This is a genomic window from Tateyamaria armeniaca (genome assembly GCF_045797845.1).
Taxonomy (GTDB): Bacteria; Pseudomonadota; Alphaproteobacteria; order Rhodobacterales; family Rhodobacteraceae; genus Tateyamaria; species Tateyamaria armeniaca.
This window is the reverse complement of sequence record NZ_JBHDIY010000002.1, coordinates 3,165,540-3,186,304: the sequence shown is the minus strand read 5'-3', so window position 1 is coordinate 3,186,304 and position 20,765 is coordinate 3,165,540. Positions and strand designations below refer to the sequence as shown.

Annotated in this window: 17 protein-coding genes and 4 pseudogenes; 14 read left to right on the top strand and 7 right to left on the bottom strand. The window is 61.2% G+C overall.

Going from position 1 to position 20,765, the window contains the following annotated elements; translation table 11 throughout:
• Window positions 1–50 precede the first annotated feature (50 nt).
• The 4 genes and pseudogenes from ACERZ8_RS16230 to miaA all read right to left on the bottom strand — a co-directional run bounded on the left by ACERZ8_RS16230 (window position 51) and on the right by miaA (window position 4,688).
• Window positions 51–1,503, bottom strand: a pseudogene (locus ACERZ8_RS16230) (ABC transporter permease).
• Between the two features lie 15 nt (window positions 1,504–1,518).
• On the bottom strand, window positions 1,519–2,565 hold the full coding sequence (locus ACERZ8_RS16225) for an ABC transporter permease (protein WP_407593188.1): 1,047 nt from the start codon (window positions 2,563–2,565) through the stop codon (window positions 1,519–1,521).
• 356 nt (window positions 2,566–2,921) lie between these two features.
• Window positions 2,922–3,713, bottom strand: coding sequence for a helix-turn-helix transcriptional regulator (locus tag ACERZ8_RS16220; protein ID WP_407593187.1), 792 nt, complete (start codon window positions 3,711–3,713; stop codon window positions 2,922–2,924).
• A 78-nt stretch (window positions 3,714–3,791) separates the two neighbouring features.
• Window positions 3,792–4,688, bottom strand: coding sequence for a tRNA (adenosine(37)-N6)-dimethylallyltransferase MiaA (miaA, locus tag ACERZ8_RS16215; RefSeq protein ID WP_407593186.1), 897 nt, complete (start codon window positions 4,686–4,688; stop codon window positions 3,792–3,794).
• 58 nt (window positions 4,689–4,746) lie between these two features.
• On the opposite strand from miaA, the gene pyrH reads away from it, so the two are divergent.
• The 13 genes and pseudogenes from pyrH to lpxB all read left to right on the top strand — a co-directional run bounded on the left by pyrH (window position 4,747) and on the right by lpxB (window position 16,918).
• Window positions 4,747–5,478 (top strand): UMP kinase, encoded by a 732-nt coding sequence (pyrH, locus tag ACERZ8_RS16210; protein ID WP_407593185.1) that lies wholly within the window; start codon window positions 4,747–4,749, stop codon window positions 5,476–5,478.
• Between the two features lie 94 nt (window positions 5,479–5,572).
• The gene (gene frr / locus ACERZ8_RS16205) at window positions 5,573–6,136 is read left to right on the top strand and encodes a ribosome recycling factor (protein WP_407593184.1); all 564 of its coding nucleotides are present in this window, start codon (window positions 5,573–5,575) and stop codon (window positions 6,134–6,136) included.
• Window positions 6,137–6,243: 107 nt separating this feature from the next.
• A complete protein-coding gene (gene uppS, locus ACERZ8_RS16200; RefSeq protein WP_407593183.1) occupies window positions 6,244–6,999 on the top strand; it encodes a polyprenyl diphosphate synthase in 756 nt (251 codons plus the stop codon).
• Window positions 6,996–7,781: a phosphatidate cytidylyltransferase gene (locus tag ACERZ8_RS16195; protein WP_407593182.1), complete on the top strand. Its 786-nt coding sequence runs from the start codon at window positions 6,996–6,998 to the stop codon at window positions 7,779–7,781. Before uppS ends, ACERZ8_RS16195 begins: the two co-directional genes overlap by 4 nt.
• Window positions 7,766–8,947 carry a 1-deoxy-D-xylulose-5-phosphate reductoisomerase gene (gene dxr, locus ACERZ8_RS16190; RefSeq protein WP_407593181.1) on the top strand — a complete coding sequence of 394 codons (1,182 nt, stop codon included), beginning with the start codon at window positions 7,766–7,768 and terminating at the stop codon, window positions 8,945–8,947. The genes ACERZ8_RS16195 and dxr overlap by 16 nt, the downstream gene beginning before the upstream one ends.
• Before the next feature lie 5 nt (window positions 8,948–8,952).
• Window positions 8,953–10,302, top strand: coding sequence for an RIP metalloprotease RseP (rseP, locus tag ACERZ8_RS16185; RefSeq protein WP_407593180.1), 1,350 nt, complete (start codon window positions 8,953–8,955; stop codon window positions 10,300–10,302).
• 97 nt (window positions 10,303–10,399) lie between these two features.
• Window positions 10,400–10,525, top strand: a complete 126-nt coding sequence (locus ACERZ8_RS16180; protein ID WP_407593179.1) for a hypothetical protein — start codon at window positions 10,400–10,402, stop codon at window positions 10,523–10,525.
• Window positions 10,526–10,664: 139 nt separating this feature from the next.
• Window positions 10,665–13,003, top strand: a pseudogene (gene bamA / locus ACERZ8_RS16175) (outer membrane protein assembly factor BamA).
• A gap of 298 nt (window positions 13,004–13,301) precedes the next feature.
• Complete coding sequence (locus ACERZ8_RS16170; RefSeq protein ID WP_407593178.1) at window positions 13,302–13,550, top strand: hypothetical protein; 249 nt, start codon at window positions 13,302–13,304, stop codon at window positions 13,548–13,550.
• 72 nt (window positions 13,551–13,622) lie between these two features.
• Window positions 13,623–14,087: a 3-hydroxyacyl-ACP dehydratase FabZ gene (gene fabZ / locus ACERZ8_RS16165; RefSeq protein WP_407593177.1), complete on the top strand. Its 465-nt coding sequence runs from the start codon at window positions 13,623–13,625 to the stop codon at window positions 14,085–14,087.
• Window positions 14,084–14,871: pseudogene (lpxA, locus tag ACERZ8_RS16160) on the top strand (acyl-ACP--UDP-N-acetylglucosamine O-acyltransferase). The gene fabZ and the pseudogene lpxA overlap by 4 nt, the downstream one beginning before the upstream one ends.
• Window positions 14,871–15,767, top strand: coding sequence for an LpxI family protein (locus ACERZ8_RS16155; protein ID WP_407593176.1), 897 nt, complete (start codon window positions 14,871–14,873; stop codon window positions 15,765–15,767). Before lpxA ends, ACERZ8_RS16155 begins: the two are co-directional and overlap by 1 nt.
• Window positions 15,764–16,918, top strand: coding sequence for a lipid-A-disaccharide synthase (gene lpxB, locus ACERZ8_RS16150; protein ID WP_407594294.1), 1,155 nt, complete (start codon window positions 15,764–15,766; stop codon window positions 16,916–16,918). The genes ACERZ8_RS16155 and lpxB overlap by 4 nt, the downstream gene beginning before the upstream one ends.
• A gap of 72 nt (window positions 16,919–16,990) precedes the next feature.
• Here lpxB and tyrS read toward each other — a convergent pair whose 3' ends face one another.
• Complete coding sequence (gene tyrS / locus ACERZ8_RS16145) at window positions 16,991–18,232, bottom strand: tyrosine--tRNA ligase (protein WP_407593175.1); 1,242 nt, start codon at window positions 18,230–18,232, stop codon at window positions 16,991–16,993.
• 95 nt (window positions 18,233–18,327) lie between these two features.
• Between tyrS and ACERZ8_RS16140 the strand changes: the two are divergent.
• A pseudogene (locus ACERZ8_RS16140) lies at window positions 18,328–19,451 on the top strand (anhydro-N-acetylmuramic acid kinase).
• On the opposite strand, the gene ACERZ8_RS16135 reads toward ACERZ8_RS16140, so the two are convergent.
• Window positions 19,417–20,307 (bottom strand): fatty acid desaturase, encoded by an 891-nt coding sequence (locus ACERZ8_RS16135; RefSeq protein ID WP_407593174.1) that lies wholly within the window; start codon window positions 20,305–20,307, stop codon window positions 19,417–19,419. The pseudogene ACERZ8_RS16140 and the gene ACERZ8_RS16135 sit on opposite strands and share 35 nt — an antisense overlap.
• Entirely contained in the window at window positions 20,304–20,720 is a 417-nt protein-coding gene (locus tag ACERZ8_RS16130; protein WP_407593173.1) for a cupin domain-containing protein, read from the bottom strand. Before ACERZ8_RS16130 ends, ACERZ8_RS16135 begins: the two co-directional genes overlap by 4 nt.
• Window positions 20,721–20,765: the final 45 nt, after the last annotated feature.

Here is a 20,765-nt window from a genome sequence, read left to right as displayed (position 1 = left end):
GCCAAGTAAACTCCGGGGGTCCGGGGCTGGCCCCCGGTCCCGCGCTTGCATCAATCCTTGAGGCTTTCCTCGCGCAGACCATCCGCCAGCAGGTTCAGACCCAGCACCAGTGTCAGCAAGGACAGGGCAGGGGCGATGGCCGCGTGCGGATAGATCGACAACAGGCGGCGGCCCGCGTTGATCGTGGTGCCCCAATCGGGCGACTCGCTTTCCAGTCCCAGACCGAAAAAGCCCAATGTGCCCAGAAGGATGGTGGTGTAGCCGATGCGCAGACAGAAATCGACGATCAGCGGGCCACGGGCGTTGGGCAGGATCTCCCACAGCATGATGTACCACGGGCCCTCGCCACGGGTCTGGGCGGCAGCCACATAATCCCGCGTCTTGATGTCAAGCGCGAGGCCGCGCACGATCCGAAACACGGTGGGCGCGTTCACGAACACAACCGACACGAACACCACCAGAATGCCCCCTTCGATGTCGAACAGATCAAGGAACTCGGGCAGGATCGCCACCTTCGTACCTGCATTCGAAATCAACTGAAGGTAAATCCACCCCAGCACACCCAGCACCACGATCAACAATGGCGTGCGAAAGCTCGGCTGCGTGTAGTAGCGCGAGTTCAGCAGAACCCCCACGAACACCAGCGGAAAGACAAACAGCACCGTTGCCATGTAGTTGGGAATGCCTGTCGCGACGATCTCGGGCGTAACCAGCAGGTAGAACAGCAAGATGACCGGAAAGGCGAGGATCAGGTTTGCAAGGAACGACAACACTGTGTCCAGACGTCCGCCATAGTAGCCCGCTGGCAAGCCCAGCGTGATGCCGACCATGAAGGCGAACAGCGTGGCCAGCGGTGCGATCTGCACCACGACCCACGCGCCTTTGAACAGGCGGGAAAACACGTCGCGCGCAAGGTTGTCACCGCCCAGCAGATACCAGGCGTATTCGCCGTCCTCGGCACCATTCAACGGTGTGCCGGGCAGCTTGTTCTTCATCCCCGACACCTGGCTGAGGCTGTCATGGGTGGTGATCAGATCGAACACTCCGGCCATGATGCCTGCAAAGATCCAGAACATCACCAGCGCAAAGCCGATCATGCCAACAGTCGAGATCAAACAGCTTGCCGTAAAGGCCCAGCTTTCGTTTGAACTTGATCGACACCACAAAGGTCACGATCAGCGCGATCCAGACCGGCACAAGCTGCTGGCTCATCCCGCCGATGATCCCGGCGAATGTCGGGCCTGCAAATGCGCCGACCACAAGATAGATCAGAACGATGCCCAGAAGGGCCATCCCGATCCAGCGTGTCGCCGCTGCCGCCATGCCGTAGGCGCCACTTGAAGAGCTGAGCGTGCCGTCGGGGTTGGTCACCACCCGCGTGCTGCCTGATGCGATGCTCAGCACGATCTGTGCCGCCACCGCAATCAGGAAGATGGCCGAAACCGCATAAAGCACCGGGTCAAGAAAGGTGCCAAGGGTGCCTGTCCACGTCAAAGGTTCCATGATCCTGGCCCTCCCTTAAGAAATGCGGATGCGTGGGTTCAGGAACACGTAGCCGATATCCGATATCAGCTGCGTGATCAGAACCACGACCACAGAGACGACCGAGACGGCCAGAAGAAGTTCGATGTCGTTGTTGGAGGCTGCCTGCACCAGCAACCAGCCAAAACCCTTGTAGTTGAACAGGGTCTCGACGATCACCACACCGTTCAAGAGCCACGGGATCTGCAACATGATCACGGTAAAGGGCGCAATCAGCGCGTTGCGCAACGCGTGTTTCATGACGATGTTGCCGAAACTCACGCCCTTGAGCCGTGCGGTTCGGATATATTGCGCCGTCATCACCTCGGTCATCGAGGCTCGCGTCATCCGAGCGATATAGCCCATGCCGTAAAGCGCGATGGTGATCACAGGCAGGGTAAAGTTCTCAAAAGTCGCGTTTTCGATGGCTTGCGTCGCCGACCCCTTGAACCACTTGAGGCCAAAGGCCGAACTCGCAAAGACCGCGATAAAGATGACGCCCGACACATATTCCGGCGTCGCCGTGGTCGCGATCGAGAAGGTCGAGAGCGATCGATCAAGCCCCGATCCCTCGCGCATCCCCGCCAGCACGCCGACAATCAGCGCCATCGGCACCATGACAAGCAGGACAAAGCCCATGAGCTTGCCCGTCGCGGCCAGCCTGACGGCGACAATGCTGCTGACCTCATCCTTGAAGACCAGCGAATATCCCCAGTCGCCCTGCAGGATGCCGCAAAATGTCGGGCGATCCCCCTCTGGCGTGCCTTCTTCGAAACACTGGCCCGTCACGGCGCCGTCGGCCCCTTCGGTGACCCAGCCCGGTGCCACGCCCAGCCAGCGCCCGTATTTGACGAATGTGTTGTCCAGATAGCCCCGATTGCCCAGCCAGCTGCTCACGGCCGCGTCCGACATGCGGAAGTTGCCTTGGGTTTTGGCCAGTTTTTCGAGGTTCGGGTAAAGGTTGGTCAGGAAAAAGACGAGAAAGGTCAGGCATATTGCGGTCAGCAACATCACGCCTAGTCGTCTCAGGATGAATAGTCCCATAAAATCGCCCCTGTTGGTGGCTGAAGGCAGTCTTTGCTGCCGGTGATGGAGTGCGGGCGGCATTCAAAGCGCCTCGCCGTTGGTGGTCCGAAAGACCCAAAGCAGTGTGACGTGCGGTTTTCCGTGTCTTTGGTTTTTCCCCTGTACCGGTTTGCCCGGCGATCCGCGTGCAGTGCAGCGGGTCATTTCGGGCAGGCGTCGGTTACTTTTTTGTTTCCCTGCCCGCATGAGGCAACAGAACCAGGCGCAGGTCAACGGGGCGTGTCGCAGAATTAGTGAACAATTGCGACATAAAACCATCCCGTTTGCGACATGCACCCGGATCGGTCTGAAATCCGGACGCGCGGCCGGGTGGCTCAGCGCTTTGCGGATTGGCGCAATGCGGTGGGGGTTCTGGCGGTGTGTTGCTGGATGAAGCGGGTGAAATAGGCGGGCGATCCAAAACCGAGATGGCGCGCGATGTCCTGGATCGCGACGTCCGATTCACTGAGGGCGATCCGCGCGGCATAAAGCACCCGTTCCGTCAGCAAATCCGCCGCCGTGCGCCCGGTTGCCGCCTTGCAGGCCCGTGTCAGGTGCGTCGGCGTGACATTCAGCGCCGCCGCGTGGTCGGCCATGTTCATGCCGGTTGTGTAGAACTGGGTGATGCGCTGACAGAAGGCCGCACTGAGACGAGCCGCCGCGTTCATCGGGACAGGCAGGTTGTCGGGCAGCGCGATCTGGCGGCGCAGCCACACCGACATCAGCGCGATATGGGCATCCAGCGCGTCCTGCGCCAGTTCCCGCGCCGCGGCATCCTCGCGTTGGGCGGCCTCGAACAGACCGGTCATTTCGCTGATCGCAGTCACGTCCCGCACCCGCAAATGGCGCGGCCCGCTGGGCAGGCGCACGGGCGTGCCATCCGGGATCACGGCCACAAGGCCCATGCCCTGCCGCCCCAGTTCAAGCGAAAACAGCGTGTGGGCGGGGATCGAAATCGCGTTGTGCGTGCCCACGCCCCGCCGCGTGCCGTTCAGCAACATGCGCCCCTGACCACGCGTGATCCAGATCAGCAGATGGGCCTCACGATCATGGGCCAGCGACAACCGCCAGTCCTGTGCGCCCGTCAGTTGGGAAAGGGGTGTGACCCGAATGGGCGGCAGAGACATGGCATGCTCGATTTGTTCGAAACTGGCAATTTGTCGGGACCAAGCGGTGGGCTTGCTGTACAAATATAGCAAATAATGTCAATCGCCTGCAAGGCCGGGGGCGTCGATCCAATGCCAGCCTGCCATACGGGCGCGAAACCATGTGCGCTGCCGTTTTGCATATTGGCGCGTTGCAATCACGGCTGATGTCACGGCCTGTTCGTGGCTGAGGGTGCCGTTGATCACGCCCATCGCTTCCTTTGCACCGATGGCCCGGCAAGAGGGCAGGTTCAGATCAAATCGATCCTGCATATTCCGTGCTTCATCCAGCGCGCCGCCCTGCAACATCTGGTCGAACCGGGTCTCGATCCGGGGGGTCAGCCAGTCCTTCGGGCTGTCCAGAACGATGCCTCGGAAGGCATCAGTGGCCAAGGTCGGCGGAGCCGTGTCGTCCTGCCACGTCGCCAGAGAGCGCCCGGTGCTGTGCTCCACTTCCCATGCGCGCTGCACCCGGGCGCGGTTGGCCATGTCGATGCGGGATGCGGTTTCAGGATCCAGAGCGGCCGCCATCTCGGCCAGCTCCATCGCATCCCCAGCGGCGCGAATCTCGGGCTTTGTTTCGGGGATATGCGCCAACCCCTCGGTCAGCGCGGCAAAGTAGAGCCCGGTGCCGCCCACAATGATCGGACGCGCACCGTCAAGAATAGGCAGAACCTCGCGCAGCCAGTGACCGGTCGAATAGGGCGCGTCATAGGGCTGATGCCCATAAAGGTGGTGCGGCGCACGTGCCTCTTCCTCGACCGATGGGCGCGCTGTCAGCACGCGCCAGCACTCATAAACCTGACTGGCATCGGCATTCACGATCACCCCGCCTTGCGCCTCTGCGATGGCCAGCGCGAGGGCGGATTTGCCCGACGCGGTGGGTCCGGCGATCAGTACAGGCAGATCAGGGGGCAGGGTGGCGATCAGGTCGCGGATCATGCTCGTGTCGTCCATTGAAACCTGCACGCTTTTAGGACAGGTTGCGCGGCAATTGAAAGAGCAGGGGCACGCCATGACCGACACCGACACCAGAGCCACCTTCAAACGGGTAATGTTGAAAATTTCCGGCGAGGCGCTGATGGGCGATCAGGGGTACGGTCTGCACCCGCCAACAGTCGAACGGATCGCACGCGAAGTGAAGGCGGTGCACGACATGGGCGTCGAAATTTGCATGGTCATCGGGGGCGGCAACGTCTTTCGCGGGCTTCAAGGCTCCGCCCAGGGGATGGAGCGCACGACCGCGGATTACATGGGCATGCTCGCCACGGTCATGAACGCGTTGGCGATGCAATCGGCCCTCGAAGGGGTCGGGGTCTTTACCCGGGTGATCAGTGCCATCACCATGAACGAAGTGGCCGAACCCTACATTCGCCGCCGCGCTGTGCGTCACCTCGAGAAAAAGCGGGTCTGCATCTTTGCAGCCGGAACGGGCAACCCGTATTTCACAACCGATACGGCCGCGACGCTGCGCGCCAATGAGATGTCCTGCGAAGCGATTTTCATGGGCAAGAACGGTGTCGACGGAGTTTACGACAAGGACCCGCAGAAACACGCCGACGCTGTGCGCTATGACACGATCACCTATGACGAGGTCCTGCAAAAACGTCTTGCCGTCATGGATGCCAGCGCGATTGCCCTGGCACGCGACAATAACCTGCCGCTGATCGTCTTCCCGCTGGACACCCCCGGCGGGTTCAAATCGATCCTTGAGGGCAAAGGCACGTTTACCCGCGTTCAGGGCTAGCCCGGCATAACTGGTGCTGGCATTTTGCCTGAACCTTGATCTATACCCGACACCAATCGGCCGAAAAGGCCACGCGAAGAATACGGGGAATGCGATGTCAGACGACTTCATGCTCGACACAGACGACCTTCAGCGCCGCATGGACGGAGCGATGGCCAATCTCAAAACCGAATTTGCCTCACTGCGCACAGGCCGCGCGTCAGCTTCGATGCTGGAGCCTGTGATGGTGGATGCCTATGGTTCCATGACCCCGATCAACCAGGTCGGCACCGTGAATGTGCCCGAACCGCGGATGGTGACCATCAACGTCTGGGACAAGGGCCTTGTGGGCAAGGTTGAAAAGGCGATCCGCGAAAGCGGGCTGGGGATCAACCCGCAGCTCAACGGCACCATCATCATGCTGCCCATTCCCGAATTGAACGAAGAGCGCCGTCGCGAGTTGAGCAAGGTGGCGGGATCATACGCCGAAAACGCCCGCGTATCTGTGCGCAACGTGCGCCGCGACGGGATGGACCAGATCAAGAAGGGCAAGGCCGATGGCATGTCCGAAGACGACCAAAAGCTGTGGGAAGCCGAAGTGCAGGAGATGACCGACACGTATATCAAGGCCGTGGATGCGGCCCTTGAAACCAAGCAAACTGAGATCATGCAGGTTTAAAAGGCCAGTTTTGAAAAGGTCCGGGGGACCTTTTCGGCCTTTTAAAGGGCGCAGCCCCGGACAAATGGGCGACAGCCCCGTCTCAAAAGGGCACCACGCCGACCCAAATGGCCACCCCCACCATCCCAACCAAGGACAACCACATCAAACATACCCCGCATACAGGCCCGCGCCACGTCGCCATCATCATGGATGGCAATGGCCGCTGGGCGACGCAGCGGGGTCGCCCGCGCCTGTTTGGACACCATGCGGGCGCGCGTCGCGTGCGCGAGGTGGTCGAAACCTGCCCGGACATCGGCGTCAAATACCTGACGATCTTTGCCTTCTCGACCGAAAACTGGAAACGCACGCAGGTCGAGGTCGCAGGTCTCATGAACCTGTTTCGCCGCTACATCATCAAAGAGGCGCGCGCCTTGCAGCATTTTGGCGTGCGTGTGCGGTTCATCGGGGATCGGGTCCGGCTTGATGCCAAGCTGATCGATCTGATGAACGAACTCGAAGAGTTGACGGCGGGCAATTCGGTTGTGAACCTCACCATCGCGCTGAACTATGGTGGCCGCGACGAGGTGGCACGCGCCACCAAGCGGCTGGCGCAGGACGTGGCGGATGGTAAGCTGTTGCCCGAAAACGTGGATGAGGAAACGCTGCCAAAGTACCTAGATACTTACGTTCTACCGGATCCCGACCTTGTGATCCGCACAAGTGGTGAGGCCCGTATCTCAAACTTTCTGCTTTGGCAGTCAGCTTATTCGGAATACGAATTCATCGACACGCTCTGGCCCGACTTCGGGCGCGAAGAATTCACGTCGCTTTGTGCCGGCTATGGCGGGCGTGAGCGTCGGTTCGGGGGCGTCAACTCATGAGCGAGCGCTGGTCCGACCTTGCGGTGCGCATGGGGTCCGGCGCGCTGATGGTTGTGGTCGGTGTCTGGGCGATCTGGGTGGGCGGCGATGTGTTCCATTTCGTCGTTGGCATCGTCTGCGGGCTGATGATCTGGGAACTGACGCGGATGCTTGCACCCGATGCTCCGCGATTGGCCATTCAGTTGGGCGGTGTGGCGGCGCTCGCCGTTTTGATGGCTGTCTATCTTCCGCTTCTGTTTGCCGCACCATTGCTCATCGCGCCTGCATTCGTGGGGGCCACACAGCTCAAAAGTCATCGCATTCTTTTTGGCAGCTTCACGGTGCTGGTGATGGCCGCAAGCTACGGCATGATGCATGTGCGCGATGATCTGGGCTTTGCCTGGCTTGTCTGGCTGGTGCTGATCGTGGTGGTCACGGACGTGGCCGGGTACTTTGCGGGGCGCATGTTGGGCGGTCCGAAATTCTGGCCCCGGGTGAGCCCGAAAAAAACGTGGTCCGGAACGGCGGCGGGCTGGGTCTGTGCCGCCATTGTGGGTGGACTTTTTGCAATCAATTCAGGTGTTTGGGGCGCAGTGCTGCTTGCTTCTATCGTGCTGTCCTTTGCCAGCCAGATGGGGGACATCGCCGAAAGCGCGATCAAGCGCAAAATGGGGGTCAAGGATTCCTCCAGACTGATCCCGGGCCACGGCGGCGTGCTGGACCGTTTTGACGGTATGCTGGGCGCGTCCCTTGCGTTTCTGGTCATCGAGTTGGTCTTTGGCTTTCCATGGCTCGCCCTGTGACGCGCCGGGTGTCGATCTTTGGTGCAACGGGGTCGATCGGGCAGAACACCATCGACCTGATCGCCCGCGACGCGGAGGCCTATGACGTTGTGGCCCTGACCGGAGCGTCCAATATCGAACAGCTTGCCGCCGACGCCATCAGGCTGAACGCTGACATCGCTGTCACCGCAAATGAAGGCCGGTTGGAGGAGTTACGCGCCGCCCTTGCCGGATCAGGGATCGAGGCCGCCGCAGGGCAGGGCGCGTTGATCGAGGCCGCACAACGCCCCGTGGATTGGGTGATGTCCGCGATTGTGGGGGCGGCCGGGTTGCAACCGGGCATCTGCGCGCTGGAACAGGGCGCGACGCTGGCCCTTGCCAACAAGGAATCGCTTGTCTGTGCAGGCGAATTGATTCTGCGCACCGCAAAACAAAACGGCGCGCGCCTGTTGCCCGTGGACAGCGAACACTCCGCCGTCTTTCAGGCGCTGGTGGGCGAGGACATGAACGCGGTCGAGCGGATCATTATCACCGCGTCTGGCGGCGCGTTTCGCGACTGGCCCTTGGACGATCTTGCCAATGCAACGCTTGATCAGGCGTCGAGCCATCCCAACTGGGACATGGGGCAGCGGATCACAATCGACTCCGCCTCCATGTTCAACAAAGCGCTGGAACTGATTGAAACGCGGGAATATTTTGGTGTTTCACCTGCCCAGATCGAAGTCCTCGTACACCCCGAGTCAATGATACACGCGATGGTTGGCTTCAGGGATGGCGCGCTGATGGCTCATGTGGGGCCACCGGATATGCGCCATGCGATCGGTTATGCGCTGCACTGGCCGGACAGGCGCGCGCTGCCGGTCGAACGGCTGGATCTGGCGGCCATTGGCGCGCTGACGTTCCGCCCGCCAGACGAGAAACGCTGGCCCGCCCTGCGCCTTGCCCGCGAAGTGATGGAGCGGCGCGGACTGGCGGGGGCCGTGTTCAACGCGGCCAAGGAAACGGCCCTTGATGGGTTTATAGCAGGACATCTGCGCTTTCCACAGATGGCAGAAGTGGTGGATCAAGTACTCAATTCGCTGGACCCCAGCCATATTGATGCCCAAATGACCCTTGATAACGTGATGAATGCGGACCACATGGCGAGACAAGCCGCAACCCGCGCCATAGAGCAGACAACAGGATAACACCCTTGGATATTTCGGCCTTTATCTCCGCCTTTGGCGGCACGGCGTGGACCATTTTCTTTTTCGTGGTCGCGCTCAGCGTGATCGTCGCGATCCATGAATATGGCCACTACATCGTGGGGCGCTGGTCGGGCATTCAGGCGGATGTGTTTTCCATCGGCTTTGGCCCGGTATTGTGGAGCCGGATGGACAAGCGCGGCACCCGCTGGCAGATCGCAGCCCTGCCGTTCGGTGGCTATGTGAAGTTTGCAGGCGATGCGAATGCCGCGTCCGGCAAGGACGAGGCCGCGATGGAGCAGGCGGCTGACGACCCCGCCGCCCTGCGCCGCACGATGCACGGCGCCCCGCTTTGGGCGCGCGCGGCAACGGTGGCGGCGGGCCCTGTGTTCAACTTTGCCCTGTCGATCATGGTTTTTGCCCTTGTCGGCTATTCCAACGGCGTGATCCGCGACCCGCTGACGGTCGGCGAACTGCGCCCGCTGCCTGCCGAAGTGCAGGAATTGCAATCAGGTGACGTGGTCCTTGCCATTGAAGGGGCCGAGGTGCCCAGCATCAATGATGTAGCCTATGGCGAATTCATGAATGCGCTGCCGCAAAAGCCGCTGCTCGAATACACGGTCGAACGTGACGGAGCCCAGCGTGTCGTTGTAGGCCCCTATCTGCGTCCGCCGCTGGTCAGTGGTGTCAGCCCGCAAAGTGCTGCGGTCGCCGCCGATCTGGAACGCGGTGACGTGATTACGGCCGTCGATGGAAATCCGATTTTTGCCTTCGGACAAATCAAGGAAGCGGTGGAAGGCTCGGACGGGCGCAATCTGGACCTGACGGTCTGGCGCGATGGCGCCCTCAGCCAAAAGGTATTGACCCCCAAGCGCGTGGACGAACCCCAGCCCGAGGGCGGATTTGCGACCCAGTGGCGCATCGGCATCGCCAGCGGCAACGCTTTTGAGCCTGCCACTGAAGCGCCCGGCATCGGCGAAGCGATCACAGCGGGCGTGGCGCAGACATGGCGCATCATTTCCGGGTCGATCTCGGGCCTAGGCTATATGATCACCGGGTCGATCAGCACCTGTAACCTGTCCGGGCCCATCGGCATCGCGCAAGTGTCGGGCACAATGGCAAGTCAGGGGCTTGAGAGCTTCATTTGGTTCATCGCTGTTCTGTCCACGGCGGTCGGGTTGCTGAACCTTTTCCCGATCCCTGCGCTCGATGGCGGGCATCTTGTGTTTTATGCCTACGAGGCGGTGACCGGCAAACCGCCCAGCGACGGGGCATTGCGGATATTGATGGCGGTGGGGCTGGCGCTGGTGCTGTCGCTGATGGTTTTTGCCCTTGGCAACGACATATTCTGCCCCTGACAGCATTTTCCGGGCAGGTGCCCAGATTTCGCCACATTCGGTCCAATTTCGCGCCGCAATCGCGCGCTATCTGTTCGTTCAGGAAAAGGATGGACCAATGCAAACGATTCAAAGCGGATATCGCGGCCTGAGCCTGATCATGACGCTGAACTGGGATCGCGTTCTCTATGGCGCGACGCTGGCCTTTGCGCTGGCGGCTGGCGCATGGCTCGGCAGCCTCTGATTTTTCAGACTTATCCACAGATGTAGTAGGCACACCCGCGCAACGTCGCGGGTTTTGTGCTTTTGACAACGTCTCGCAATGCCGTTACTCACTTTGACACAAGATGTCTGAACACGTGGGGAACACCATGGGACTGGGGATGAGCGGCGCAAAATCAACGGCTGAAACCGGCCTTCGACGAGCCCTTCGAGCATTATTGATTATTACACTGGTTTCAGTGGGTTGGGCAGGGTTTAGCGCCCCGGCCGAGGCACAGAATTTCCGGTTCAGCACCATCGTCGTGGACGGCAACACCCGTATCGGGGACGCTGCAATCCTGACGCGGGCAGGAATCGCCCCCGGCCAGACGGTCACGGCGGGTCAGGTCAACGACGCCTTGCAGAACCTCCAGACCAGCGGATTGTTCGAAACTGTGCGGGTCGAACCGCAAGGATCGACCTTGCGCATCACAGTTGTCGAATTGCCCACGATCAACCGCATCTCCTTTGAGGGGAATCGCCGTGTTGACGATGACGCCCTTGGCGAAATCATCCAAAGCCAGGAACGACGCGTTCTGAACCCCGCACAGGTCGAACGCGATGCAAGCGGCATTGCCGAAGCCTATAGCGTTCAGGGCCGGATCGCAGCGCGGGTCACCCTCGCATCATCCGCCGCACCGACAACCGCGTCGATCTGGTGTTCGAAATTTTCGAAGGTGACGTGGTCGAGATCGAGCGCCTGAGCTTTGTCGGCAACCGCGTCTATTCCGACCGCCGTCTGCGCCGTGTTCTCCAGACCAAGCAGGCGGGCCTCTTCCGCACGCTGATCCGCACCGACACCCTGGTCGAGGACCGGATCGAATTTGACAAACAAGTGCTGCGCGACTTCTATTTCTCCCGTGGTTACGTCGATTTCCGCACCCTCAGCACCAACGCCCAACTGACAGAAGAACGTGACGGATTTTTCCTTGTGTTCAATGTGCAGGAAGGCCAGCAATTCAAGTTTGGCGAAGTCACAGTGACAAGCGATCTGCGCGAAATCGACGTGGATTTCTATCAAAGTCTCGTCAAGGCGCGCCCCGGTGTCGTCTATTCCCCAACCCTCGTGGACGAAGAGATCACACGCCTCGAGCGTCAGGGCCTGCGCGACGGTGTTGATTTCCTGCGGGTCGAGCCGCGCGTGACGCGCAACGACCGCGCACTGACTCTGGATGTCGAACTGGTGCTGACCCGTGGACCACGGGTGTTCGTTGAGCGTATCGATATCGAGGGCAACACAACCACGCTGGACCGCGTTGTGCGGCGCCAGTTCCGTATTGCCGAAGGGGATCCGTTCAATCCGCGTGAAATTCGCGACTCGGCTGAACGTATCCGCGCACTGGATTTCTTTGCCGCGTCCAATGTGAATGCGCGCGAAGGATCGCGGCCAGATCAGGTTGTCGTCGACGTCGATCTTGAGGAAAAACCTACCGGGTCGCTGAACTTTGGTGGCGCGTTCTCGGCGGATGATGGCTTTGGCCTTGTTGTCAGCTTTACGGAACGCAACTTCCTGGGCCGTGGACAGACCCTTGGCTTTGACTTTTCCTCGGCTGAGGAAAGCCAGGAATACGGCATCCGCTTTGTGGAACCTGCCTTTCTCGGGCGGGACGTCGCGTTTGGCCTGAACCTGCGCTACAGCGAAAGCGACTCGAGCTTTGCCAACTTCGACACCGAAGCCTTTCAGTTCCGTCCCAGCCTGACCTTCCCCGTCAGCGAACGCGGGCGGCTGAGCGTGCGCTATTCCTTCTCGGAAAACGAGATGCTGGCGCGCGATCCGTCCGAAAACGGAGCAGTGGTGCAGAACGAGATCAATGTGGGCGGGCAAAGTGCCTCGTCCATCGGTTACACCTACACCTACGATTCTCGTACCGGTGGTCTGAACCCGGATGCGGGGTGGCTGTTCGAATTCGGTCAGGACTTCGCCACGCTGGGCGGCGATTCCGAGTATATCCGCACGACGGCAAAGATCGTTGGTCAACGGCTGGCGTTCAACAACGATGTGACCCTGCGTGCCACGCTTGAGGGCGGCCTGCTGTCCTGGAGCGGTGGTACAAACCGGACCGTCGACCGGTTCACTGTCGGCCCGCGTATTTTGCGCGGCTTTGAACCTGCCGGCATCGGTCCGCGCGATCTGAGCGCCCCCGGCAGTCCCGACCCGCTGGGCGGCAATATCTACATCGCGGCCCGGTTTGAGGCGGAATTCCCGCTGGGTCTGCCCGATGAACTGGGTATTCGTGGCGGTGTGTTCTACGACGTCGGCAACCTTTGGGATCTGAGCGATGTGAACCTCACCGGCGGCAATGTCGTGGGCGAGGGCGGATCGTTCCGCCATGTCGTCGGCTTTTCGATCTTTTGGGACACGGCCATCGGCCCACTGCGCCTGAACTTTTCGAATGCGATCAAGAAAGAAGACTTTGACGAAGAGCAGACGTTCGACCTGACCATTTCAACCACGTTCTGACGGATGCGGACGTGGCTTCGGTGGCTGTGTCTGGCGATCGCCCTTTTGGGGGCGGACGCCACATACGCGCAGGACGTCCGCAGCCCGATCCTGACAATCGACAGTGACCGCCTTTATCGCGGCAGCGCCTTCGGGCAACGTGTGCTGCAAGAGATCGAGGCGCAGACCAACGCATTGGCTGAAGAAAACCGGGCGCTGGAACTGCAACTGGAACAGGAAGAAAGCGCACTGACTGCACAGCGCGATCTCGCTGTCGGCCGAAGAATTCCGCGCCCTTGCCGATGCGTTCGACGCCCGCGTGCAGTCCATTCGCCGCGAAAGAGAATCCAAAAGCCGCGAAATCGCCGCCCAGCTTGAGAACAACCGTGATCGTTTCCTGACCGCCGCCATTCCGGTGCTGGAACGGATCATGCGCGAGGCCGGGGCTGCCGTGGTGCTTGAGCAGCGCAGCGTCTTTATCAGCGCCAATGCCATCGATATTACAGACACTGCGATCAAGCAGATTGATGCCGTGTTGAAAGATGGCACGGAGCCTGCCGCCGACTAGCCGCGCTTGCGACAACGCGCCCGCCTTGATAGGCACATCGGACAACTCCCTGACACGAAGGCCTGATCATAGATGTCGACCGACCTGAAGACCGCCGATATTGCGCTGATCCAACGCATCCTGCCCCATCGCTACCCGTTCCTGCTGGTCGACAAGGTGGTGGATATTGACGGTTACCAAAACGCCACGGGCATCAAGAATGTCACGATGAACGAGCCGCATTTTCAGGGCCATTTCCCGGGCAAACCCATCATGCCGGGCGTGACGATTATCGAGGCGATGGCACAGACTGCTGCCGTCATGGTCGGCACCGCGCTGGATATGGCGGACAAAAACATGCTGGTCTATTTCATGGCCATCGACAAATGCAAGTTCCGCCGCATGGTCGTGCCCGGCGATGTACTTGAGCTGAAACTTGAAACCACCCGTGGCAAGCCCGGTGGCAAAGTCTGGAAATTCGCAGGGGTGGCTGAAGTGGATGGCGAAATGGCCTGTGAGGCCGAATTCACCGCGATGATGGATTTGCCCGCAGCATGAGTACACCCAACATCCACCCCTCCGCCGTGATCGAAGACGGCGCGCAGATTGACCAAACAGCTCAGGTCGGGCCGTTCTGTGTGATCGGCCCGGATGTGGTGATTGGCCCCGACGTTGTTTTGAAAAGCCACGTGGTGATCACGGGCCATACCGAAATTGGCGCGGGCACGACCATCTATGCCTTTGCCGTGATCGGGGAAGTGCCTCAAGACCTCAAATTCAAGGGCGAGGCCAGCCATCTGGTGATCGGCAAGCGCAACCGCATCCGCGAACATGTCACGATGAACGGTGGCACCGAAGGGGGCGGGGGGTGACCAAGATCGGCGATGACGGTCTCTTCATGGCCGGGTGCCACATTGCCCATGATGCCCATATCGGGGATCGCGTGATCGTGGTGAATTCTGCGGCTGTGGCGGGGCACTGCATCCTCGAAGACGATGTGATCATCGGTGGTCTGTCAGGCATCCACCAGTTCGTGCGGATCGGGCGTGGGGCAATTATCGGCGCGGTCACAATGGTGACCAATGACGTGATCCCATATGGCCTTGTGCAGGCGCCGCGCGGCGAATTGGACGGTCTCAACCTTGTTGGGTTGAAACGGCGCGGTGTGGAACGTGCGGATATCACCGCCCTGCGCGCGGCTTTTCAGATGCTGGCACAGGGCGAAGGCACCTTTCATGACCGAGCCGAACGTCTGGGCAAGGAAACCGAAAGCGATTACGTCCGCGAAATCGTGGCATTCGTCATGGGCGACAGTGACCGGTCGTTCCTGACGCCGCGCTGATGCTGGCACTGATCGCCGGGCGCGGGGCCTTGCCCGCTGCGGTGGCGCGGACGCAAGACGACATGCCGCTGATTGCCAGCCTAGAGGGCCATATTCCGGATGGTCTGGCTGTCGACATCTCTTTCCGCATCGAACATCTGGGCAGTTTTCTCGACACGCTTGCTGCCCGCGGCGTGCAAGAGGTCTGCTTTTGCGGCAGCGTCACGCGCCCGGTCATTGACCAAGGCGAGATTGATGCGCCGACAGCCCCCTTGGTGCCTGTTTTGGCCGCAGCCGTTGCAGGCGGTGAGGACAGCGCGTTGCGCGCCATTGTCGGTATTTTCGAAAATGCCGGGTTTGTCGTGCGCGGAGCCGATGAGTTGGCGCCGCAATTGCTGCCCGAACCCGGTGTACTGACGCGCGGCACCTTGCCCCCGGAAGTGCAGAAGCAAGCCCTGCTGGCCGATCAGGTGCGCGCGGAACAGGCGGCGCGCGATCTGGGACAGGCGTGCGTGATCCGGGGCGATGCGGTGATCGCACGAGAAGACGCACGCGGGACAGACGCGATGCTGCGCGATCTTGCGGGCACTTACGATGCTCCAACACTGGGCGGCGGCGATCCGTTCACGTCATTGATGGATGCAGTCGGTGATGCACTGCAGGACGCAGCCGACTGGTTGTCGGGGCCTGTGGCCGAGGCCCGCGCCCATGCCGAGGGCGGCGTGCTGTTCAAGGCTCCGAAACCGGGGCAGGACCGGCGCGTGGACCTGCCCACCATCGGACCTGATACCGCGATGCGGGCCGCTGAAGCCGGGCTTGACGGGATCGTCATTGCGGCGGGTGGCGTTATGGTGCTGGATCAACCTCAGGTCACGGCCATTCTGAACGAAATGGGGATGTTCCTGTGGGTGCGCTGAAGGTTTTTCTGGTGGCGGGGGAGCCGTCGGGTGACGCGCTTGGCGCAGCCCTCATGGCCGGATTGAAGCACCTGTCCCCCGGTGTGCAGTGCGCCGGGGTTGGCGGGCCTTTGATGCAGGGCGAGGGGCTGCGCAGCCAGTTTGACATGTCCGAACTGAGCCTGATGGGCATCGCCGAAATCCTGCCCAAGTATTTCCATCTCAAACGTCGCATCGCAGAGACGGCCAATGCGGTGATCGAGACAAAGCCTGACGTTCTGATCACCATCGACAGCCCCGATTTCTGCCTGCGCGTCGCGAAACTGGTCAAGGCGCAAAGCGACATCCGCACCGTGCACTACGTGGCCCCGACAGTCTGGGCGTGGCGTCCGGGGCGGGCCAAAAAGATGGCGCAGATGATCGATCAAGTGCTGGCGCTGTTCCCGTTCGAACCTCCGTATATGGAGGCAGAGGGGATGGACTGCGACTTTGTCGGACATCCCGCAGCCGGCGCACCCCGCGCGACGCCGGAGGCGCAAGCCGCGTTCCGCGCGACATACGGGCTAGAGGCAGCCGATCCGCTGGTTCTGGTCCTGCCCGGATCGCGCAGGGGCGAGGTGGCGCGCATGGGCCCGGTTTTTGGCGAGGTGCTGGGTAAACTCGCCGCGACGCGCCCTGACATGCGCATGATCGTGCCCGCAGCACCGTCCGTGGCAGACGCCGTGCAGGCGCTGGTTGCAACATGGCCCGTCAACGCCACGGTGATCGAGTCCCGGGGCATGTCGATCGAGGATGGTCTGGCACAGAAACGCGCAGCCTTTGCAGCCGCCGATGTCGCATTGGCCACATCGGGCACGGTCGCGCTGGAACTCGCGGCGGCAGGCACACCGATGGTCAGTGCCTTTGACCTCAACTGGATCAGCCGCGTGATCATCGGGCGGATGCTGACCACCAAACGGACCTGTCTGGTCAATCTGGTGACCGACAGCGATGTGGTGCCCGAAATCATCGGCTTTGATTTCAAGGCGGACGCTGTGCTGGCGGCGATGGAAGGCTTGCTTGCCGATCCCTCGACGCAAGCCGCGGCCATGGAGCAGACGATGGACCTGCTGGGTCGAGGTGGAGAAGACCCGGGGATCAGGGCGGCACGGGCGGTGCTGGACCGGCTGTAATCCAAAAGCGCGCCTTTCAAGCGCATTCCATTTTTTGTTTGCAGTTCGCTTCGGCCTTACCGAAACGATGCGTCAATCCAGTTGCACGAGGGCGTGGCGCTTTTTGCCCGCTGACAGCTTGATTGGGGTACTCAGCGCATCAGCATCGATCATAAGGCCCGCGTTGGTCAGCGGTGCGTCATTCATTCTCGCCCCACCTTCGGCAATCAGCCGCTTGGCTTCCTTGCCGGACCCGGCCAAGCCGGATTTCACGATAAGCTGCACGATGGACATGCCATCCCCGATATCACCTGCGCTCAAGGAAAGCGTGGGCAGATCATCCCCCACGCCGCCTTTTTCGAACACTTCGCGCGCCGTGTCCGCCGCAGCCGCCGCAGCCTCAGCACCATGCAGCAATGTCGTCACTTCTGTGGCCAATCGCCCTTTGGCTTCGTTGATCTCGGCGCCTTCAAGGGCACCAAGGCGGTCGCATTCATCCAGCGGCAGCTCGGTGTAAAGCTTGAGGAACCGCCCCACATCCGCATCCGTCGTGTTCCGCCAGAACTGCCAGAATTCGTAAGGCGAGAGCATCTCGGGGTTCAGCCAGACGGCACCGGATTGGGATTTGCCCATTTTCTTGCCATCAGAAGTGGTCAGCAAGGGCGAGGTCAGGCCATAAACCTCGCCATCAATCACCCGCCGCGTCAGATCAATGCCGTTCACGATATTGCCCCACTGATCGCTGCCCCCCATCTGCAGGATACAGCCGTAGCGGCGGTGAAGCTCCATGAAATCATAGGCTTGCAGGATCATGTAGTTGAATTCGAGGAAGGACAGGGACTGTTCGCGATCCAGCCGGGATTTCACACTTTCAAACGAAAGCATCCGGTTGATCGAAAAATGCCGCCCAATGTCGCGCAGGAAGTCGAGGTAGTTCAGATCATCTAGCCACTCGGCATTGTTGAGCATCTGCGCGCCGGACCCGTAGTTCAGATAGGCCGAGAACACCTTTTTGATGCCCGCGATGTTGGCATCAATGGCGGCTGCATCCAGCAGTGGACGTTCGTCCGCGCGGAATGACGGATCGCCCACCTTGGTCGTTCCGCCGCCCATCAATGTGATCGGGTTGTGCCCGGTGTTCTGGAACCAGCGCAGCATCATGATCTGGATCAGTGATCCCACATGCAGCGACTGTGCGGTCGCATCAAAGCCGATATAGGCCGATTGCGCGCCCTTGAGCAGCGTTTCATCCAGCCCCTGCAAATCTGTGCAGTCGGCCAGAAACCCGCGCGATTGCATCACGTGCAGGAAATCGGATCGGGGCGAATAGGTCATGGCTTGTCCTTGCGGCGTGGCTGCCGCAGTCTTTGTGAAAGGGAGTGCGAGGCGTCGCGCAGTCTATAAGGGGCCGATGGGCAAAGGAAAAGACCATGGATAAGGTCAGACAAAAAGGGGTGGTGATCCGTGCTTTGGGGGCCATGTCCGGCACGTCGCTGGACGGGGTTGATGCGGCGGTGCTTGAGACAGACGGCGTGACAATCACCGGCTTTGGACCGCATGATTATTACAGCTATTCGGACAATGAACAGACCGCATTGCGCGCCGCCCTTGGTCACTGGAGCGGTGCGACGCTGGCGCCTGCGACGGACATCGTGATGGCAGCCCACGCGGCGCTGTTGGGCCGGTTCGAGCAGATCGATCTGGTTGGATTTCATGGCCAGACCGTGGCCCATGCCCCGCGCAATCAGGGCACATTGCAACTGGGGGACGGGGCCGCATTGGCCGACACCCTTGGCGTGCCCGTGGTCTGGGATTTCCGCTCGGCCGATGTGGAGCTGGGCGGGGAGGGCGCGCCGCTCGCCCGTTCTTTCACTTTGCCTGCGCGCAGTGGATGGGCGCGACGGAACCGGTCGCCTTTCTGAATCTCGGGGGTGTGGGCAACATCACCTGGGTTGATCCGGGGTTTGCAAGACCGGAGGTCGAGGGCGCCTTGCTGGCCTTTGACACAGGTCCGGCCAATGCGCCACTCAACGATCTGATGCAGGCGCGGCGCGGTGTGCCATTCGACAAGGACGGGTCACTCGCAGCGAAAGGCACGGTGGAAGACGGCGCGCTGGAGCTGTTCCTGGCCGAGCCCTTCTTTGCCCGGATGCCGCCCAAGTCGCTGGACCGCAACGATTTTGCAGAGATGGTGACGCTGGTCAATGAACTCAACGATGCCGATGCCGCCGCCACCTTGACGGCCATGTGTGCGGCAGGCGTGGCCGAGGCGATGCAGCACTGTCCACGCCCGCCGGGCCAAGTGCTGGTCACCGGGGGTGGTCGCCACAACCCGGTGCTGATGAAGATGCTTGAGGTGTCGCTCGATTGCCCCGTGCACCCGGTCGAGGCAGTTGGACTGAACGGCGACATGCTTGAGGCGCAGGCCTTTGCCTACCTCGCTGTGCGTGTGGCGCGTGGGCTGCCCACATCCTGCCCGGGCACGACAGGCGTGCGCGCGGCGGTTGGCGGTGGCACGTTCAGCGCCCCAACTCCCGCGCATAGCGGGACGTGAACTCAGTATAGCCGTCGGATACGGATTTGAGGTGCGGTGCAAGATGCGCGTGCAGCTCCGGCAGCCGGTGAAACGGCACCGAGGGAAAGCTGTGGTGTTCAGCGTGATAAGGCATGTTCCACGCCAGCCAGCGCACAGTGCCCGTCGTCAGCGTGGTGCGCGTGTTTTCCAGCATGTCGGCCACGGGCGGGCAATGTCCATGCTCGGCCAACAGATACAGACGCAGGACGGGCTGACCGATCAGCACAGGCACCAGCCAGAGCCAGATGAGCAGTGGCGACCAGATCAGGGACAGGGCGGCGAGAACATAAACGGCAAGGATCACCCGCGCCTCGATGCGCATGGCGTGATGTTTGCGCTCCGGCAGGTAAGACGCGTCAATTGTCCCGAATGCGTTGCGCAACAGGACCCGGACGTTGCTGCTCCAGTATCCCCAGCCGCTCAGATACCGCAGGTAATCGGGCCACGTGGTCGGTCGCCCGCCTCCTTCCAGTTCCGGATCATGTTCGGGATCGTTCGTGTGGCGATGATGGGCGAGGTGGAAGTATCGAAACCAGACAAAGGGCAGAACCAGCACCGGCGCGATGGCATGCCCGATCACAGTGTTGATCCAGTTTTGACTGAACGGGGTGGCGTGGGTGCATTCGTGGCTGAGCGTGAACAAGAATACCAGAAGGATGCCGTGTGGCAGCAGCGCTAGCCCCCAAAGCGGACCCTGCAACATGATGTAACTGCCCGTCAGGACCAATGCCGCCAGATACCCTGCCAAATGCCGCAAACCGCGCCGCGTGTCCGTCTGCGTCAACGCGGCCTTTGTCTCGGCGGGCAGGGCGGCAAGCACATCCTTGTGGGTCATCGCGGGATGTCGAAACCGGGCGGGGCAAGGGTGAACCCCTCGAACTGAAATCCGGGTGAAACGGTGCAACTGACCAGCGTGTACGCGCCTGTGCTGCGCGCGGCCTGCCAATGGTGTTCGGGCACGATGATCTGCGGCGCACCTTGTTCAACGTCCGGGGTCAACAGATGGTCGACAGCGGGTCCGAGTTCATCCGCGCTCAGCGACAGGATCAGCGGCGCACCCGCGTGATAAAGCCAGATCTCGGTCGCATCGACCTTGTGCCAGTGACTGGCCTCACCCTCCGCCAGCAGGAAATAGATACATGTGCCGCTGGGACGCCCGTCATTCGTGGCCACCCAAGTCTGTCGGTAGTGCCCGCCTTCGGGATGGGGGCGCAGGCCCAGCGTCTCGATGATCTGTTGTGCGGTCATGTCCCAAGGCTAGGGCGGGCCGGGAAACGGCGCAAGACGGGGTCG

Excerpts from the sequence above, each read along its gene's own strand:
- ACERZ8_RS16195 (WP_407593182.1), top strand. The coding sequence starts at position 6,996 with ATGAGCGAGCGCTGGTCCGACCTTGCGGTGCGCATGGGGTCCGGCGCG.
- ACERZ8_RS16135 (WP_407593174.1), bottom strand. The coding sequence starts at position 20,307 with ATGACCCACAAGGATGTGCTTGCCGCCCTGCCCGCCGAGACAAAGGCC.
- fabZ (WP_407593177.1), top strand. The coding sequence starts at position 13,623 with ATGTCGACCGACCTGAAGACCGCCGATATTGCGCTGATCCAACGCATC.
- frr (WP_407593184.1), top strand. The coding sequence starts at position 5,573 with ATGTCAGACGACTTCATGCTCGACACAGACGACCTTCAGCGCCGCATG.
- miaA (WP_407593186.1), bottom strand. The coding sequence starts at position 4,688 with ATGGACGACACGAGCATGATCCGCGACCTGATCGCCACCCTGCCCCCT.
- dxr (WP_407593181.1), top strand. The coding sequence starts at position 7,766 with ATGGCTCGCCCTGTGACGCGCCGGGTGTCGATCTTTGGTGCAACGGGG.
- pyrH (WP_407593185.1), top strand. The coding sequence starts at position 4,747 with ATGACCGACACCGACACCAGAGCCACCTTCAAACGGGTAATGTTGAAA.
- tyrS (WP_407593175.1), bottom strand. The coding sequence starts at position 18,232 with ATGACCTATTCGCCCCGATCCGATTTCCTGCACGTGATGCAATCGCGC.
- ACERZ8_RS16220 (WP_407593187.1), bottom strand. The coding sequence starts at position 3,713 with ATGTCTCTGCCGCCCATTCGGGTCACACCCCTTTCCCAACTGACGGGC.
- uppS (WP_407593183.1), top strand. The coding sequence starts at position 6,244 with ATGGCCACCCCCACCATCCCAACCAAGGACAACCACATCAAACATACC.
- ACERZ8_RS16155 (WP_407593176.1), top strand. The coding sequence starts at position 14,871 with ATGCTGGCACTGATCGCCGGGCGCGGGGCCTTGCCCGCTGCGGTGGCG.
- ACERZ8_RS16130 (WP_407593173.1), bottom strand. The coding sequence starts at position 20,720 with ATGACCGCACAACAGATCATCGAGACGCTGGGCCTGCGCCCCCATCCC.
- ACERZ8_RS16225 (WP_407593188.1), bottom strand. The coding sequence starts at position 2,565 with ATGGGACTATTCATCCTGAGACGACTAGGCGTGATGTTGCTGACCGCA.
- ACERZ8_RS16180 (WP_407593179.1), top strand. The coding sequence starts at position 10,400 with ATGCAAACGATTCAAAGCGGATATCGCGGCCTGAGCCTGATCATGACG.